Source organism: Pseudomonas sp. NPDC079086 (assembly GCF_044542155.1).
Taxonomy (GTDB): Bacteria; Pseudomonadota; Gammaproteobacteria; order Pseudomonadales; family Pseudomonadaceae; genus Aquipseudomonas.
In genome coordinates, this window is record NZ_JBITTY010000008.1 from 1 (window position 1) to 18,241 (window position 18,241).

The 18,241-nt window shown below is 51.7% G+C and carries 14 protein-coding genes; all 14 read right to left on the reverse strand.

Annotated features, from left to right (window positions below; all coding sequences use genetic code 11):
• Nucleotides 1-536: 536 nt before the first annotated feature.
• Nucleotides 537-1,073 (reverse strand): hypothetical protein, encoded by a 537-nt coding sequence (locus ACIGEK_RS22020; protein ID WP_397495380.1) that lies wholly within the window; start codon nt 1,071-1,073, stop codon nt 537-539.
• Nucleotides 1,074-1,922: 849 nt separating this feature from the next.
• Complete coding sequence (gene tssM / locus ACIGEK_RS22025) at nt 1,923-5,183, reverse strand: type VI secretion system membrane subunit TssM (RefSeq protein WP_397495381.1); 3,261 nt, start codon at nt 5,181-5,183, stop codon at nt 1,923-1,925.
• 40 nt (nt 5,184-5,223) lie between these two features.
• Complete coding sequence (gene icmH, locus ACIGEK_RS22030; RefSeq protein ID WP_397495382.1) at nt 5,224-6,441, reverse strand: type IVB secretion system protein IcmH/DotU; 1,218 nt, start codon at nt 6,439-6,441, stop codon at nt 5,224-5,226.
• On the reverse strand, nt 6,438-7,778 hold the full coding sequence (tssK, locus tag ACIGEK_RS22035; RefSeq protein ID WP_397495384.1) for a type VI secretion system baseplate subunit TssK: 1,341 nt from the start codon (nt 7,776-7,778) through the stop codon (nt 6,438-6,440). Before tssK ends, icmH begins: the two co-directional genes overlap by 4 nt.
• Nucleotides 7,771-8,286, reverse strand: coding sequence for a type VI secretion system lipoprotein TssJ (tssJ, locus tag ACIGEK_RS22040; RefSeq protein WP_397495385.1), 516 nt, complete (start codon nt 8,284-8,286; stop codon nt 7,771-7,773). Before tssJ ends, tssK begins: the two co-directional genes overlap by 8 nt.
• Nucleotides 8,273-10,231: a type VI secretion system Vgr family protein gene (locus ACIGEK_RS22045; protein WP_397495386.1), complete on the reverse strand. Its 1,959-nt coding sequence runs from the start codon at nt 10,229-10,231 to the stop codon at nt 8,273-8,275. The genes tssJ and ACIGEK_RS22045 overlap by 14 nt, the downstream gene beginning before the upstream one ends.
• A 16-nt stretch (nt 10,232-10,247) precedes the next feature.
• A complete protein-coding gene (locus tag ACIGEK_RS22050) occupies nt 10,248-10,637 on the reverse strand; it encodes a DUF4280 domain-containing protein (protein WP_397495387.1) in 390 nt (129 codons plus the stop codon).
• A gap of 70 nt (nt 10,638-10,707) precedes the next feature.
• Complete coding sequence (gene tssG / locus ACIGEK_RS22055; protein ID WP_397495388.1) at nt 10,708-11,724, reverse strand: type VI secretion system baseplate subunit TssG; 1,017 nt, start codon at nt 11,722-11,724, stop codon at nt 10,708-10,710.
• Nucleotides 11,709-13,580, reverse strand: a complete 1,872-nt coding sequence (gene tssF / locus ACIGEK_RS22060) for a type VI secretion system baseplate subunit TssF (protein WP_397495389.1) — start codon at nt 13,578-13,580, stop codon at nt 11,709-11,711. The genes tssG and tssF overlap by 16 nt, the downstream gene beginning before the upstream one ends.
• A complete protein-coding gene (locus ACIGEK_RS22065) occupies nt 13,573-14,043 on the reverse strand; it encodes a type VI secretion system baseplate subunit TssE (protein WP_397495390.1) in 471 nt (156 codons plus the stop codon). Before ACIGEK_RS22065 ends, tssF begins: the two co-directional genes overlap by 8 nt.
• A 54-nt stretch (nt 14,044-14,097) precedes the next feature.
• On the reverse strand, nt 14,098-14,571 hold the full coding sequence (locus ACIGEK_RS22070; RefSeq protein ID WP_397495391.1) for an Hcp family type VI secretion system effector: 474 nt from the start codon (nt 14,569-14,571) through the stop codon (nt 14,098-14,100).
• 87 nt (nt 14,572-14,658) lie between these two features.
• Complete coding sequence (gene tssC, locus ACIGEK_RS22075) at nt 14,659-16,149, reverse strand: type VI secretion system contractile sheath large subunit (RefSeq protein WP_397495392.1); 1,491 nt, start codon at nt 16,147-16,149, stop codon at nt 14,659-14,661.
• Between the two features lie 37 nt (nt 16,150-16,186).
• Entirely contained in the window at nt 16,187-16,708 is a 522-nt protein-coding gene (gene tssB, locus ACIGEK_RS22080) for a type VI secretion system contractile sheath small subunit (RefSeq protein ID WP_397495393.1), read from the reverse strand.
• Nucleotides 16,709-16,733: 25 nt separating this feature from the next.
• Nucleotides 16,734-17,750, reverse strand: a complete 1,017-nt coding sequence (locus tag ACIGEK_RS22085; protein WP_397495394.1) for an ImpA family type VI secretion system protein — start codon at nt 17,748-17,750, stop codon at nt 16,734-16,736.
• Between the last annotated feature and the right edge of the window lie 491 nt (nt 17,751-18,241).

Genomic DNA, 18,241 nt, shown 5'->3' on the forward strand with positions numbered 1-18,241 from the left:
AGCATCAGCGAAGGAGATCTGTTTCATCGGGGAGCTCGAAAAACTGGGTGGATATATTTGACCAGAATCTGGAAGTCTTTTTCAGAGTTTCCTTAAGAATCTACGAAACCCGGATCGCGCACTCATGGCAACTACCGCCCGGAACCCTCATTAACTCAGCAATGATGCGGTCATTTCTGACGACCTCAACGACTCTCATGTTGTTGATATTTCCCTACAATTCTTATCCATAGACAACCATTCTCAGAGGAAAATTAAAAAGATGTGTTGGCAATTTTGCGGGGTTACGACTCTTGCATGTCAGCTGTATTGACTCAGGACTGGTTGCAAAATTGAACTGTGGTCGCGCCTCACCCAGATGATGCCACTAAATAATCGGTTGACGAAATTACCGATCTAACTGTGGGAGTAGAAGCATGATAGATAGATCCTTATAATTCTGGCTGTTCCTAGTGCTTTTAACCGCGCCCAACACCGAATTTACCGGGGAGCGCAACGAGTCCGCGTGTAATGTCTAGCAAGGCCTCCTCAGCCGATTAATGAGGTGTTATTCGTGCACCTAGATGCGCTATACTCATGTTAATTGCCATCTTTTCTAGAACTGGAAGTGATATCACAAGCGTAATAGTTCCGCCTTCCACTTTGCAGCGACAAGAATCCGTCTTCATGTGCTGAGGGACGCCTTCAAGATTCGTGTCCGGTAGCTTTTTTATCAATGTATTCTTCATCTCATGCTCAAGCGGAATGACCATGAGGAGGCCTTGTCCCTCGCGCCCTCCCAGCTGATTTATGGTCTGTCGTCGAAAAAGATAAGGACGGTCGAAAGTGAACCACTTAGATGTATAGCCGCCGCCACCTACAAATAGGTATCGCATCAAACTTGCATCCATTTTTTTAGATATTGGTGGTGCAACACGACTCCATTCCGCGGCCTTTTCTTTTGACATAAGTCGAAACAAATATTGTGCGGCAAGAATCTTAGCCCGGCCCAAATCATACACTCTTTTAAACTCGGGAACTTTCTCGGGATAACTCTTTAGTAAAATTTTGATGGCTTCTTCGCGGTAACTCATGGATTCTACATTTCTGTTGTGTGTGAAAGTAATCTTGCGGCACACACACATTTGCCGCCCTCTTAGATAACCGAGGACTCAGGAGTTACGTATTAATTTTGCACTTTTACATTTAAAGCTGGGCTGAGTATGGGTAATGGCAGCTAAGCCGATACCACCGCACCACCCGCCTTCGTTCTGAACATAGTATTGACGAAAGCGAACGCTTGAAATCACATGTATCGTAATTATAACGCCTAATAAAGGTCGTTTCTCAACTGCAATACAAAGACCCCATAAAACCTGTCAAACACCGACCGCATGCACAAAATTCAAAAATGTTATTTCTAACGTCCAGCGTGGGGCATAAAACTGGTGGGCTTACTCTGCGTTCCCCGCAAAGGCCGCCTTGCTGAATGAGAGAGCCTCTAATAATAGGTGGCCAACCCATCCGGGGCAATTCAAGAGGAACATAAACAATATCTAAAAGCAATACTATGCGACCAAATATTTTATGGGCTTGCACTATAAAACCACCACCCCACCGGACCAGCATCTGCCCCCAAGAACGCTAAAAATTCCCGGCCGGGTAGCCCGACACACCGAGAATCAGAAATAATTTATAATAACTGCTCACTCAGATCGATAAAAACACTCAAAGCTGACCTTGGGTCTGCGATTAGTTTTGCGGCAAAAATAATCATCATTTTATTTTTCAATACATTTAAGCCGATATCGCGCCGCACTTTTTCCGAAAACCAAAAGCTGCTCATTTTCTTTGAACAGCCACTTTGTTTTTAATCATAAAAAACGCCTATTTTCAATAGCTGCAACTCTGAGGAATTGCTCAGCTGCTTAAAGCTGTGAAAGTTATATACTGGGGCAACGAAACTCATTGAGCGTGTGGTCACCAAACGGACGTTCAATACTATCGTTATGTATCTGTATCACCACCTTGTAACCCTCGAAATTCAGGGTCAGCCACTGCGAGTCGCTGGTTGGTCCGCTGTTCAATATTCCCTGGTCAAGCAACCTGAACCACGCCCACGGACCATGCTCAGACAGTTGCAAGGTGCGCCCGTCAAACAGGGTTACTTCAGCCTTGAGTCGCGACCCCAAGGCCTGACTCGGCCACGTGAACAAACTCGGCAAAATGGGCCCATGTGAGTAATTCAGTTGGCGGTCATCTAGGGTCAAGCTGAAGGAGGCGATCTCTTCGTCCATGGTCACTGGACTGAGTTCAAAATCAATCCGTGCCTGGCTGCTGCCTGCGGGGAAAAATACTTTGCTGATACGCTCTGCACGATGAAATTGCATCAATGCCACAGGATCTATACCGGCTCCAGCAAACTGCGTATCAGCAGAGCTGAGTAAGGCATTGACTCCCTCCAGCCGAGCCCGGGAAAAACTTTGTAATAGCCCGTCTGGGGCCAGTAGCTGATTGAAATCCTGCAGGGGTACGTCAGCGCTCGCTTGGCGATCAAAAGGATAGCTATGCCCAACAACCCGCTGACAGTAAGGCCCCAGACTTTTCGCCCACTCATTGCTGAGCGTCGTGGACCAGTTCTCACGGGCCCAGCCGCTACCTGCTTCCACAATGTCGTTAAACAACGGTCTGAGCAACTGCGGTAACTTGCCCGTCAACCGCCGCAAGTTATCGAGGGCATTAATGTCAGGAGTCGACAATTGTGAGGCTGTGGCCGCTTCGCGGGCCAGCAAATAAGTCCCGGTGGAGGCCAGCGCTTCACGTAATTGCTCCAATGGGCTGGGCCGCCCGTTAACCCCCTCAGCCAACTGATGAAACGAAGCGAAATGCTGTGTCACCGGGTTTTGTTCCAGTTCGCGCTCGGGCATCTTGGCGTCGCTAATACCCAGGCGTAGCGTCAGCGTAGATAGGCGCTCAAACACGCGGTTAATCATGCCTTCGTTATGGGTGCCGCCACCCAGCCGTGTTTCGCGATTGATCACCTGAAGTAACTTGCTCAGGATAGCGCCGTCTTGAGATAAGAGCTCAAGACGGCGAGGTAGTTGTTCTGGGGTATTGAGGCCTGCAAACTTTAGATCAGCAATGAAATGCTCCCAGCTCTGAATGTAATCACTCAGATACAGGCTGAGTATTTCGTCACACACATGGCCAAAGTCTTGCTGGCGGTTTAAGCCCATGCCCATGTCAACGCGCAGTGCCTTGGTAACAAATGGCGTCAGTCGCTTGCTGAACGCTTTGTAGCCCTCTTTTGTATAGAGCCATGGCACATCTACAGGCTTACCTCCTCGCGACTGAATAAGCAGCAGGCCCTCTGCTCCCGTTACGCTGGCGACGCTTACGTCCTTGTGTGTTGAGCTTTGTAACGATGCCAATAGCTGCCGGTATACACGCCGCGATAACGACTCACGGGCGATTTGCTCATGCGCCATTTCTACCAAAGCTTCATTGACCGGCAATACCGGTGCAGCCGTTACCTGGTGCAAAAGTCGCTGCAAATTGGCGCCCAACGACTCAAGCTGTGCGCCGCTTAGTTGCTGACGCATTCTCGGTTCCAGCAAGGTCCAGAGTCGGTCTTCGACAAAATCAAGATCAAGACTGATCTGCCTACCGAGCATTAGATACAGCCGAAAACTATCGTAGATGTCGGCCTTGGGATCGCTCAGCAATGTCGTCATCCCGGCTGTGACAAGGGGCGTAAAGGCCTCCTGCAACGACTGTTCGTATAAGTCCTGAACCTGCCTCACCAGCCGCTGGTACTGATACAAGCCCAAGCTCGGTTGCAGCCAGTTATCCTCGGGAACCTTAACCATGCTAGCCAGAATATTGAGCCGTTCGAGCCCCTCCTGACTTGAGGCCTGCGGTAGGTTCTTCAGCACATTTTGCTGCTGCGCTAGGTAATCGAGCACCCGTGTGTGATGACGATAGTTGTTGATCAATAACAGACTTACAAGGACCACAATCACCATTAACCCATAGCGCGAGTACGAGCGTAACCAAACCCCTAGGTACTTAATGGGTGTGCGCCATACACCATGTCGCTCGCACTGCTGCAAGGTCCTCAACAACAGCGCTGAGCTTGAAATTAATGCCTGATCCTCCGCCAATGCACTGCCACTGAAGCGCAACGACTGCAAACGCGCCTGATCATGAAAGACCGTTTGGAAAAATACCTGCACGTGCCCACTGAACTGACGCCACATGGGTACAAACCCATATAACTGGGTACGCAACAAGGTTGAGGGCTCCATTTGCAAGCGTTCGAATAAGCTGTCATCAAGACGCGCAAGGCGCTTGTTCATGTGTTCGGCTAGGTGCTTAAGGTTGCTTTGATTGGCGCACAGGGGGAAATCCACGGCCAAGTCACGCTCCTCGGCCGGCAATCCCGAGATCGACGCGGTATAACCCGGCAGGCTCGCGCAGTGGGTTACTATTGTTTGAACAGGTAAACCTTTACCTATGGCGCGAGCGAGTTCTTCCAGACGCTCCCTCAAGCTCAATGCCTGCAAGTCCTGATCTTCGCTGCCGGACCTTAACTTCTCGGCGTTGACTACCAACACCCCCCCGACTAAGCCAGATGGGCCGCCTTGTACATTTTTAAGCTCCTCAAGCAGGTATTGCCAAAGGCGCGACTCATCAGGCTCGTACTGTGACAGCAGGCAACCACTCACAGTTAGTACGCTGTAACGCCCAACCCGATCGATACGTAGGCTTTCCTTAGATTGGGTTTCTAAGGCCGACGGCTGTGCAAGGCCAACCTTGTTATGTTCTTCAGCCAGCGGCCAATTGAACAGTAAATAAGTCGGCCGACCGCCCTCGGCCTGCACTTGTAGGCGCCACTGTTTCATCTGCTCGCGCAAACGCAGCTCAGAGGCTGATGGGGAAAACAAGACTTCAAGTTCGGCCTTAGCTTCGAGAACCTTGCGTTTGGTAAGCACAGCAGAATTACGCCAACTCCGGCAGAACCAGATTAGCGCCCCGAGGTATACCGGCAATAGGACACTCAACTGTTGCCATGTCTGTGCGAGCAATGAACTACCGTCGATGGATAGACGAGAGCCAAGGTCGCGAACCAATACCGTCGCCCAATACAAGGTCAACAGTATCAGAGCGACCCTTAACAGCAGTTTAAAAAAAACCCAAAACATCAATTATCTTCGCAAGAGAAAGGAAAGAACGATGCACAGCTCAAGTGCTCGTCGGACGGGCATAAACCAATATTTCCACCCGCCGATTACGCGCTCGATGATCGGCACTGTCGTTGGGGAACAAGGGTTCTGAAGCGCCACGGCCCTCGACCTGAAAACGTGTGGCGTCGATGTTATTACCGACCAGGAATTTGAGAACGGACTGCGCTCGCGCCAGCGATAACGCCTCATTGGAGACCAACCGACGGGCTACAGGCATATCATCACTGTGCCCAATAACCTCAATGCGCCCCTTCCAGTCTTCCAATGCCGATGCGATGCGCAGCAAAAGCGGACGGGTCTGCTCGACGATTTCACTACTTCCGCTGGCAAAAAGCCCTGCAGAACTCAAGATAATCCGCACCCTGTGCCCATCGTCAATCAGTGTCAGGCGGCCAGCCTGGATGTCGGGGGCAAGCTTCTCGGTGAGCGTCTGCGCTACAGCCGTAGATTGCGCAGGTCGCAAGGCCTGTAGCACTTGCAACTGTTGATAAGAGCGCTGCTCAAGGTAGTACGCCCCTAACCCGGCCAGAATCACCAACGACAGGCAGATTCCCCACCAGAGGGAGCGCTCACGCCGAGTGAAATGGTCGCGACTCAAGCTCTGCAGATGTTCACTCAACTGTACCTTGGGGTGATAACCACGATGCAAACGAATGCTTTCGTATAACTGACGGCGCCGCAGCGCTAAGACGGCACGGCCCTGACTTTGGATGCGATAGCGTCCTTCCAATCCCAGCGCCAGGCACAAGTACATCAACTCCAACAGCGCCAGATTCGCCATGGGCTTGAGCTCAGCCGCGTCAAGACGCGCAAAAAAACCTTCACCGCCGGTTGTTTCATTATGGAAAATCATCAAGAGACTCTGCTTGGACCACGTCCCCTGCCCCCAGTCACAGGTAGCGATCACCTCGTCAAGCAAGGTGCATAGGGCGTATTTGGCATGTTCCTGAGCGGGCTGATCAACTCCGGCCTCCATGGCGTCTCGCTGGAAATTTCGCACTTGGGTAATAAGCCTGGCACGCAACTCGTCAATATCAGGTGCATGGCTCAAGGCTCGCAGCGACACGACTTCGTAGAGCAATGGCTCCGCGAGTTGTACCAGAACCTCGTTTTCAGGCACTAAAAAGGTACTCGCGGACTCGTCGACAATTTCGTTAAGCGATTGCTTGCGGCGCGGTAACCAGCGACGCCAAACGTCCGGGTTAGCAGAGCTCATTGGCTATCCTTAATGGCCCAGAAGGCCAATTGCAGCCCAGGGAAATCACCCGCAAGGTGCAAGCCAAAACCAGGTCCGCTGATAAGGTCAGCCCATAGCGGATGTTCACTTTCAAGTTCGAAATAGCTAAATCCAGAATAATAGGGAAGCTCTCGCGGCGCCGCTGGCAGCACATGAACCTGCAAGCCGGACAATTGCAGATCAACCAAGTCACGCATGTGCTCGACCGGACCCATTTTCAGGTTTTTCGGGAAGCGTTTGCGCAGTTCATCGTCAGGCAACTGCGCGCGCACCGCCAGGACGAAGCGCGCCGACTTGTAAAGCTCAGCATCGGGGACAGACGCAAAACGCAATCCAAACTCTCGGTCGCTTAAGGTCAACGGAACCACATCAGAGCCGGCCTCGGTACCCAATGCATAATGCAAGTCCCGAATGACAGGGCTGAAACACTCAGCCAACTGATCGTGACGATAAATCGGGTACTCTTTGGGCCTTTTGTGCTCCTCAAAGAAAATTGCCAGATCACCCGCTAATGTGACCAGCGCACGGTAGAGATACTCCGGGTGCAGCCCCTCCTGGCTGGCCAGATGCATCAGCAATGGCAGGGCTCGGTTGACGGTTTGCAGCATTAGAAAGTCCCGAACCTCCGAGACCCCGCCTAGGCCTTGTACTCCCATGTTGGCAGCCAGCGTAAAGGCCCGCTGGCGAATACGGCTGATGATCTCATCGACAAACCCTGCCAGCCTTGGCGAACGACGCCAAGCTATTACGGGCGCTATAAACCCTTCGTCCAGCAACACCTGGCCCCCGGGCGATCGCTCCAGTACCTTGGCGACCCGCAGAAAAACATGGGCGACAGATACATTCTGCTCACGAGCCAGCTTCAGATTTAGCTGGCCTAACTGCAGCGTTGCCTCTTCGCTGCCATAGGCGTTGCTGTCTGCCACAATAGCCTCAACCACACGGTAGCGAACCAGGCTGTCCGGGGGGGGCACCGCGTCTGTATCGACGCAATTAGGGCGTTGCACCGCCAGCGCCAAAACCACGCTTAGATCACGCTCTCCCTCGTCAACCGTGTAGCGCAGCAGTGCCAGTTCATCTCCTCCAAGGGCAAACAAACTGCCATCAGGCAAAATCCCAGCACACTCCGTCAATACGATGCAGCCTAGAGCCAGTTGTCCTGGGTCTATTTTCAACGCGGTAAAACCCCAGGTGTGGACTTGCATTGCACCCATAGCCTGAGCAAGCTGAGCCTGAACGTATCGTTCCTGTTGCTGGAAGTGTTGCGGCTGAAGAAACATGCCTTCAGACCACACGACTTTATGTTGATTAGTCATTACTTTGTTGTTCCATGAATGATGGCGTCGTGAACTCGACGCTATTGCGTCCGATCGACACGAACTCGTCGGGAGTCATGCTTTGGTCCACTCTGGAGACGACCCGCCAGCGAGCCTCATCTATGCTGCGATACTCTACAATCACGCCGATATCGCGCGTGCGCGGTTCAGGGATGAAGTGATAGCGGTAGCGTTGGCCGGGGCGTAGTAAAAACACCTCCTGGCCTAGCAAATCCGCGCGTAAGACCTGCTCGGGATTAGTGCTTAACTGCGACAGCGTTGCCCGCTGAAAGGCTTGGCTATTGGCCAGTTGAAACACTCGCACAACGACTGGCGACGGCCTGCCATAGAGATTGCGGTTGGTGTCCAGTGAAGCGTGCAAAGTGAGGGTGAGGTGAGGGTCCAAAGGCTCTAACGGAGCTTCAGAAAACCAGCTGCAACCGCTAACGCAGACCAATAGCATGCAGCCAAGCAGCAGCCCTCTTGCCAAACGCTTAGCTCTGGCCATTATCGGCTTCCTGGGGTTGCGTCGCAGCAACTGGCTGGGCAGCGGTGGCACTAGCAGCATCGCCTCCCCCCCCGGAGTTGATGTCAACCTTGCTGGAACCATCAATCGTGACTTTGATGCCATTGATGGACACGCCTGATGCACTGAGAACCAGAGCGCTGGAGCCCACCTTGAGGGTCAGCTGACTACCGGCCTCAATAATGATGGTTTGCTGACCTTTGAAGTCGACACTGTCGGCCGTTAAAAACTGCTTACCGGCAACCTTGGTATGGCTATCTCCGTCAATATTCAGCGAGCAGTCCTTGCCCACTTGCACGTTACGATCCCCTCCCACTGACTCGTGGAAATCCTTGCCCACCTTGGCGAATTGGTTGGCGCCGGTACTGCTATGCCAATCGTTGCCGATAGTGACGAACGCATCTTTACCCACCGTGATGTCCTGATTACGGCCGGCATGCATTAGCAATTGCTCACCGCCGTCCTTGTCCTCAAAGCGCAGCTCGTTATAAATCTGTAAATCGCCCAGTGACTGTGACTTAAGCCCTGAACGCGAGGCCAGGCTGGGTAAATCCCAAGGCGGCTGGGTACCTACGTTATAAACGCCCCCTATCACTAGGGGCCGATCAGGGTTGCCGTCAAGAAACTGCACTACCACCTCCTGGCCCACCCGCGGCAAGAACATCGTCCCCCAGCGTTTGCCCGCCAGCGGCTGCGCAACGCGAACCCAGCAGGAGCAGTTTTCGTTCGTCAGGCCGCTGCTGTCCCAGTGAAACTGAACCTTTACCCGGCCATGCTTATCAACCCACAGGCTCTCACCGGACTTACCGACCACAAAGGCCGTCTGCGGCCCGGCAATAACCGGGCTTGGGGTGCTCATGGGCGCACGAAATACCTGGCTGGTTTTAATCGCCTCTATCTGCCCCGAGAAGCGAAATTCAGCTGACCCGCCGGTATCCTCCGCACAGGTGCCAATCAGGGTCGATTGGATGACCAGATACTTGCCGTTTTGGCTGTCTAGAGGGTGGTCTGTCAGCTCGAAACAATGACCCGCCAGCAGGTACGGCCATGAGTGTCGGGCCTGCACATGGCGTTGGCGTGCCAGCAAGGACTCCACCTGAACCTTAGCTGCGGTGTCGCCAGCGTCGTGATCGGTAAAAAGCCCCGGAAACACGGCTCTCCCATAATCATTCAGACCACAGCCGGCAGAAACAGCGGCATCGACGCTCTTAACGCTGGCCTCACGGTTATTGGCCTTGCTGAAATCAAAGTCTGTTAAGCACACCTTGCCCGTCGCCATCTCAGAGCGCTGCGACCAACTGGACAGGCCGGCAATGAAATTATCCTGCTCCGGCCTGTAGCTCATTTTGCTGCACAGAGCTGCGGTTTTATGGGTAGTCATTGAATCGACTACAACCAGTTGATGCGCGTCCTTCTGATGGGTAAAAAAATAATAAAGACCGGCGCGCTCCATCAACCGACTGATAAAAGTAAAGTCGCTTTCGCGGTACTGGACGCAGTATTCCAGCGCCTCATAACTGCCGGTCACTTGCCAATCGACAGTAATACCGGGGTAGTCATCAAACACCTCACGCAACACATCGATAATGGTTTTCTGCTCGAAAAACCGATTGTGGCTGGCCAAGGTCAACAGCCACAGCGCAGGGCGAAGGGATAATGTTAAAAACCCTTGCTGGCCGAAATGCTCGTCCTGGCTCACTGCGCTGATATACCCGTGCACCCAGCGAATACCTTGATCAGAGGCCATGAGCCCCACGCTAAGCGGCTTGCCGAGTAATTGGTTGGCATCCAGCCCTGACCTGTCTCCCTGCACTCGGAGGGTGTAATCCGCAAGCTGGCTAAGCCCCTCACGAGCCTCGAACTCGATCAGTGATAACGGCCCCGCCTCGTAGGGAGCCTTGATCTGGCTGGCCTTGAAATTGCTCATAACGCGTTTCGCTCGGTCAAAATATTGTGGTTTTTTTGCTGCATGGATCTGTGACCTCAATGACGCCGGCCCAGGTGCAGTTACAAATTGCATGGCTACCCAAAGCCGGAAGCCTGCCGATTAGTGTTTTGCTCGCACCAGGCGTCCATGGTGTAAGCGTGACAGGCAAGCACGGCATTGGCGTTAATACCCCCAGTGCCGCCGAAGTGGCTGCAGCGACCTGGGGATTGGCCATGGAACTGCACATACCGAACGGTGGAATATTCACCATCGACAAGTGATCCATGATATTCGCCGCCAAATGGCCTTCTGTGTGGGTGCGGTTGATGGGCAACACAACCAACTTGGCCTGTGCATTACCGAATGAGCAACGCAGTGAAGCGCCCATGACAACTTGCGCAGGCATATTTCCTCTCTGGTAAACGGTCGCAAGCCACTAGGTCGTTGCGATAGTTATCAATCGCAACATCTGTAACTCAATGAACAAAAACGCTGCGCCCGGCTCTGCGGTTAAAAAAACGAGCGGGGGTGAATCGCCAACTCCGACCATCCTTCTGTTCACCAGAGGCGACCAACCAAGTTGCCTGCCCCAAGGGTTGCTGACTACCAAGGCGTAAATCGGGAATCTGAGTTCGATCCAGATGTAGCTCCAGGCACCACTGGAATATTTTTCCGGCATAAACCTCGACCAACTCATAGAGCGGCAACAGGCACTGTGCTGCAGGTAACAGACGTTGGTAATCGCACCAAGACAAAGGACCGAGGCGTAAGATGAAACTGTGTTGAATATTCCAGCTATGCCGCCCCAGTAAGCTTGACTCGCCCAGTTGACTTGACTGATGTCGACGGCCAAGACGCAGGTATTGCTCAGGTTGCAAAGGCGTCCGCCGCCCGACCAGGGTTTGTACACTGACAGTAACTCGCAAGAGGTCGCTGACAACCGCGATCAGACCTTGCGCACTACGCCGCTGGTCCACCAATTGACTGGCGTAGTAACGTTCGACACCCGGCAGTGCACTCATTTCACCGGGTGAAAAAGCCGCTACGTAGTCGGAAAAGCGATCCTGCAAAGGTCGATCGGCTGACACTACAGGTCGTGCCATGGCCCAACTGCGATAGAGCAGAGTCAATAACCGGTGGTGGAACACATCCAGGAAATGTACCGCTACAGAGTCATTATGATTGACCTGTAAGAACAGTAACTTTTCACTGAAATGCAGTGGCATCGGACCGTTGACACCCGTCAAACCAAAGAAATTAACCTGCAGGCAGGCAGCCATTCCTTCACGCAGACGCCAGCCAGCGATCATTGCCGGCTGGAAAGCCAAGGATATGTTCTGTGCCAGCCGTATCGGCTCATCTCGCAGGTGCTGGGCAGTTCCCCAGCGGGGCGCCAGAGGATAAGCAGACTCAATATGACGCATGGCGCTGAAGAACTCGTAACGCCAAGGCTTCGTGGCAAGGGAAGGTAGACGCGTTACAAGGTCATGCATTGGGTCGCCCTCGCCCGCCACGTTTTGATATGACCGCGTGTCACACTGTGTAACTCCGTTTCGGTGAATGAGTTGAGCGCGGAATAATGCGCAAAGAACGTTTCCAGTACCGAGCCAAACGCGTAGGTTCCAGTGCCTTCACAGGCGGCGTCATCCAAGGTCAGAATCAGTTTGAGTCCGCGCCCGAAAGTGACCGGACCAGGACCCGGCAGCCGCCGCGTGATGGGCTCTGCACGTAATGAATGCACAGCCTGCAGTAACTTAGCGCTCAGGCTATCGTCGCCGACATACACCGACAGTAGATCGCACAAGGCTCGAGCTCCGGCCTTACCATCGCCATCGGTCAGGGGCAAAAAATTGCGTGAAAGCTGGCGCACCGCTTGCCACTGCCTTTCGCCTTGCAGAGGCGCTTGCACAGGTTTGGAAGGGCCGGCGACACAACGTACGGACAACACAGGTGCACTGATGTCCAGAACAAAATCGGTCTTGCCCGTGCACTGCGGAATGCTTAATGGTAGGTCGCGGTTACAACACAGAACTTCCACTGCCAGTTGCGCAAGGCCATCACCATCAATTATTGGCGGCGTAATCAGCAGCGAGAGACTGACGTCAGTGCCTTGATAGTTAGACGACTGGGCGCCGATCTTGCTAGCGCGCCTACTTGGGGTGCGATGCAACTGATAGAAGCCCGCGGGCGAAATATCGGTTCCCGCCAATCCATGTGGTGCATAGAGGGGTAAGAACACTTGCCGCTCTGTGGCCCCGGCGGCGTAACCATGGACCGACAAAACTTCAAGCACTTCATGGGCCAAGCGCTTAGATTTATCCACCACCAGGGGCAACTCCTGACGATGCGGGTCGTAAGCAATACGATCGGTGTGCTTACGAAACAGATTGATTGCCGGCGTACAAAACAACGCAAAACTACTGACATCCAGACGTGTTGGTAACTGCAGCGACAATGGCTTGAACAGGATAAGTAGCTCTAGATGGTCACCGCGGCACTGACGCACCGCGGGGGCAAGACCTCCCAGGGTAATAAAACGCTGCCCCGGCGCGAACGCCAGAAATCGTCTGAGCTGCGTGAACGCCAAATCACTAGAGGAATGCGGATTCTGCCCAGCAGACAGCTCTTGGTAGGCTTGAGTAATATGTTCAGGGCCAATTAAGCGGCCCCATGGGGCGTCGCACTCAGCAGGCCTTACAAGCATGCCCATGGAGTGTGCAAGAAGCGCTTCCTGCAAGATCAACGGCAATGAATCGGCGCCGGGTAGAAAAAGCGTCAACTCCTCAAGGGCCAGTTGCTCGAAACGTAATCCCGAGGTGGTGCGCACGCGCAAGCGCAGTGCACAGGCGGCTTGATCGGCTAATGCCACCGGCAAGCCTGCTAGTAATTTGGTGCACGGGAAGTATTCGACTGACTCAAGACGAATAGGCCATAAGGTAACCGGCCTCAGGGTGCGAAACTCACAACGTGGCTGTAGGTCTTGGCCAGTGCTGACTGTGCGCAATACGGTGTTACTTACGAGGGTGAAGCCGGATGTCAAGGATCCCTCTTGCAGGTCTGGAGCAAACTGAACCACCGTCATCGAGGGCACTGGCAGCAAAGACTGAGGCTGAACCAGCGCCAACAAGTTTTGTGTGAAGGTGGAAAACTCGGAGTCCATTTGCAGCTGCACCCGAGCGGTCAGAAAGCTCAGACCTTCCAGCAAGCGCTCTACCGATGGATCTGTGACTTCGTCAAGGCGCAAGCCCAATGCACCCGCCACGCGTGGATACTCTTGGGCAAACTCATCACCCGCCTCACGCAAAAAGCTCAACTCTTGCTCATAGTGACGCAACAAACGGTCATCCATAATGTTTTCCACAAGGCCGAACGCACACTTCACCACTTTCGGTATTCCAGGTTGAGTGCAGTGCAAATGAATACTGTGAGCCGCGCGCACAGACTTCGCCGCGCAACAAAAATTTAAAACCGCTGTTAACCTCATCATTCGGTAGCAGCACAACATCTAGGCTACGACTAAGTATTCTGGGTTCAAAAACCCGAATAAGCCTACGAACACGACGCTCGAGTTGTACTAAATCAATGCTAGATACAGTCACGCCGGCAAAACTGCCCATGCCGTAATTGAGTACCGAGCATGCTACCTGTGGGTGGTTATGTAATTCATACATACTGCCTAGCCCTGCCGAATTGAAAACAAGCTCAAGATCATTACACAGCTGATCAATGTAACCGCCGATAGCATTTGGGCGAGTAAAATTGCTGCTAAAATCTATCGTCAAGCGATCAAGCAAGGGCGCTACAACCGACATAGGGGCTAACCAGTAAAGTAGTGAATTTAATATTAGATAGCCGGCGCTTAGAAACTACTCCGCCGAGCGCGTCTTAATGTTATAAGTTTTCTCTACTGGCGCCTTTTTTACATCGCCGCTGAATTCAATGTATTTATATTTAATCTTTGTGAAGCTCACATGAATACGTTCGGTAGGCCTACCGACAAGACCTTCAACAAGATAGCCGGTAATTAGCGCATCGCTCAAAATAACAGTTAAATACACTTGGGGTTTCTCGGTACTGCCACCCGTCTGTAAAACACTCAAGGTTGCAGTGCCCAATGACTTTCCATTGCACGACTGCAGAAACAACTCAGGCGACGAAATATCTGCTAGCTTAGTCAGAACAAGCTCCGATACTTTAGCTACGCCGGTTTCCCGCTCGCCGTCATTAATTTGCACATAACGACTTGAGCTAAAGGTGTAGGACTCAAGAGTGATCGAGTCTTCGTGATTCGGCTCTGTACAGGTACCCTTGATTTGCGTGTCAAACTTCAAAACTATCATATATATCCTTTAAGTGTATATTTAAACCCAAGTAAAAACTGCAAAACCAAACTCCATAAGCATTAAAAAATCCTTATGGGAAGCAAACTAGTCTTTAATGGAAGGCAGTTGAGAAACCAAGCGCAGCGAGACCGTCAGACCTTCCAATTGATAATGCGGTTGCAAATAAAACTTGGCCTGGTAAAATCCCGGATTACCCTCCACATCCTCGACCACCACCTCAGCGCTAGCCAGCGGCTTACGTGCCTTATCAGATTCACTGGCGGTGCTTGGATTGTGTTCAACGTAGGAGACAATCCAATTGTTTAACCACCCCTGCATATCGTCGCGCGACTTAAACGAACCGATTTTGTCGCGCACAATGCACTTGAGGTAATGCGCGAAACGGCAGGTAGCGAACAGGTAGGGCAAGCGTGCAGATAGTTTGGCATTGGCGGTCGCGTCAGCGTCGCTGTATTCCTGGGGTTGCTGCAGCGACTGAGCGCCAATAAAGGCGGCCATCGTCGAGTTTTTACAATGTACTAACGGCATAAAGCCATTCTTAGCCAGTTCCAACTCACGTCGATCACTGATGGCGATTTCGGTTGGACAGGTCATGTCCACACCGCCATCAAGTGTCGGATAGCTGTGCAAAGGTAAGCCCGTAATGGCGCCGCCGGACTCAACACCGCGAATACGCGAACACCAGCCATATTCCTTAAAGGAGCGGTTAATACTCGCCCCCATGGCATAAGCGGCATTGACCCAGAGGTAATTTTCAGAGTCACCCTCGGTTACTTCCTCAAAGGCGAATTCCTCCACCGGCTCCGTGTTGGCGCCATAAGGCACGCGACCAAGGAACCTTGGCATGGTCAGTCCCACATACCGAGAGTCCTCGCTGGAGCGTAAGTTACGCCACGCAGCATAATCGGCAGTCTGAAAGATCTTTGTCAGATCCCGCGGATTAGCCAACTCCCGCCACGAGTCCATCATCATCACTGCAGGCGCCGCAGCACTTATTAGCGGCGCATGGGCAGCCGCCGCTATCTTCGCCATGGATGCCAATAGCGCCATGTCGGGTGGACTGTGGTCAAAATAGTAATCAGCAATCAGTACGCCAAAAGGCTCACCACCAAACTGTCCGTATTCATGCTCATAGATTTTCTTGAATAGCGGACTTTGATCCCAGGCGGCGCCTTTGAACTTTCTCAGTTCATGTGCGAGTTCTGCCTTAGAGGCGTTGAAAAAACGAATTTTCAACTGATCATCGGTTTGGGTATTGCACACTAAATACTGCAGCCCGCGCCACGCCGACTCTAAATTTTGAAAATCGGGATGATGCAGAATGCTATTAACTTGCTCTGCTAACTTCAGGTCAATTTCGGCGATTAACGCAGAAATAGTACTTAGAGTGTCATCGGCAATCAGCTGAGTATTGCGCAGCGCGTGCTTGGCCAGCGTCTGCACAGCCGACTCAATCAAACCTCGCGCCTGCTCGCTTCGCGGCTTAAATTCGCGTTCCAACACATCATTGAAATCAAGGCTTGAATATATTAAAGGTGGCGTAACAAGAATGGATTGCGCAATGATTTCTGGCATATTTTACTACCTGTACAGAAAGTGATGTATAGACACGTCAGGCTTGGGATGAGCAGTCGGAAGCTTGGTTGCTTTGCTCCAGCAAAGATTTCATCAACACCGGGTCCTCCAGCAATTTGGCCATCAGTTGCTCGGCTCCACTTTTACCGTCCATATAAGTCAGCAAGTTAGCCAGCTGATTACGTGCCTCGAGCAACTCGCGCAACGGTTCAACGTTGCGGGCAATGGCGCCGGGAGAAAAGTCGTCCATATTCTTCATGCTCAGAGACACTGCCATCTCTCCTTCGCCGCTAAGCTTATTGGCCACCCTCATACTTACTTGCGGATTGATTGCTTGTATGCGCTCATCGAAATTTTCCATATCAATATCGAGAAATTTTCGCTCAACCAATAACGGTAGCTGGCTACGATTAGACCCGGACAAATCGGCAAACACACCATTAACGAACGGAATGACAACGGTTTTCTCCGCACCATAAAGTTCAACCTCATACTCAATCTGCACCCGCGGGGCACGATTACGGCCAATAAATTTTTGACCACTATCACTACTCGACATATTCAGTTACCTAACTGGCTTTTAGTTAATCTATTGAACTTTCACCTAAACGACGCAAGTCGCTTAAAGCATCAGGCGCCAGCTCAGCAATAATATTTATGAAACTCATGTTGGCGAGTCGACGCACTCTGGCGAGTAAAAAAGGAACTGGGCTCGAGGGCTCTTGCTGCTGGTAATAGGCACAAACTGCATCCAATGCACGCACAACATCTTCACGCGACTCACAACTATTAACCCAGCGCTCGCTATTGCCTGACTTTGACCGCGCTGCAACGCACCACTCTTTAGGTGTAGAAGCGGGCAATTGGGAGGATACAGAACGGAAATGTTCCTCAACAACTAGAGCCCAGCTGCGTAACATATTTGTCATATTTTGCAGAGGCGAAATACCGTGGTTTGCAGTTTTTTCTTCCAAACACCTAGTAATTTCATTGAGCTCACTGCAGATAGTATTGATCTGACCAAGACTACGAACGAGCTCAACTGAACAATTAGGACTTATCAACTTCCCTAGCAATTTGTACAGCAAGTTTTGAGTCACCCCTTCGCCATTACTAATAATATCAAGATCCGCTAAACACAATGCTTGTCCGTCTTCCGTGCTGGCCAATGTCTGGCGCTTTAGCGCCACCATAATGCCAGGCACAGCAAGCTCCGCCAGGTTATTAATACGGATCAACGGATCAAACCGGTCTTCGGCGACTAAGTTCGGGTGGAAGTTATTCCAGTGCTGACGTAGCAACAATGAGATCACTCGCAACCCTGCGATAAATCCATCAAACCCATAACGCTCAAGTAAGCACCGGGCGAGAATCACCATGAGTCTGAGATCTAGGGTAATTTCGCACAACGTACGGCAAAGTTGCTCAGCAGCCACCCAATCAACATCATCAGAGGCATATACGTACTCACCGTACTCGACGTCCCCGCCACCGCTAACCAGCCGCTCAAGCTCAATAAACTCTGCGGAGTATTCAAGATTCTCTCCACAAGTTCTACTGTTGAGCCCTAAAATATAATCATCTATATATTTAATTTTCACAACAAAAAAATCTCAAACGAAGTAGTAAATTATTATAAATAAGACTACGAAGCATAGAAAAAAATTAATAAGCAATATAAGGATCCATGGCCACGCGTTCAGATACTTGCCCAGAACGAGTCCGAAATTGCCGCTCATTACATCCCGCACACTGTCGCAATGTATTTTTATCGAAAAAAATTAAGCTACCGATAGGGAAACACATAATAAATTTATATGATTTATTGAATTTCACAAAACATTCACATCTACGCAGAATGTTAAGGAAGGTCTGAATTAGCCCCGACTTCTTCAGCTGTTTTTCTCGACTACTCAAAAAAACAGCGCCTCAATCGAAAATCGGGCTAGTTTCCACCTTCAAATGCATGGATTTGCCCTTGAAGCGCGCTTCGCAGGGGTAATCCCCTCCATTACAGACGCACCTCTCCTGCAATCAGTAATTTTTTTCGCACCATCCACAGGTTCGATAGCGCAAACAGCGTTACCTGCTG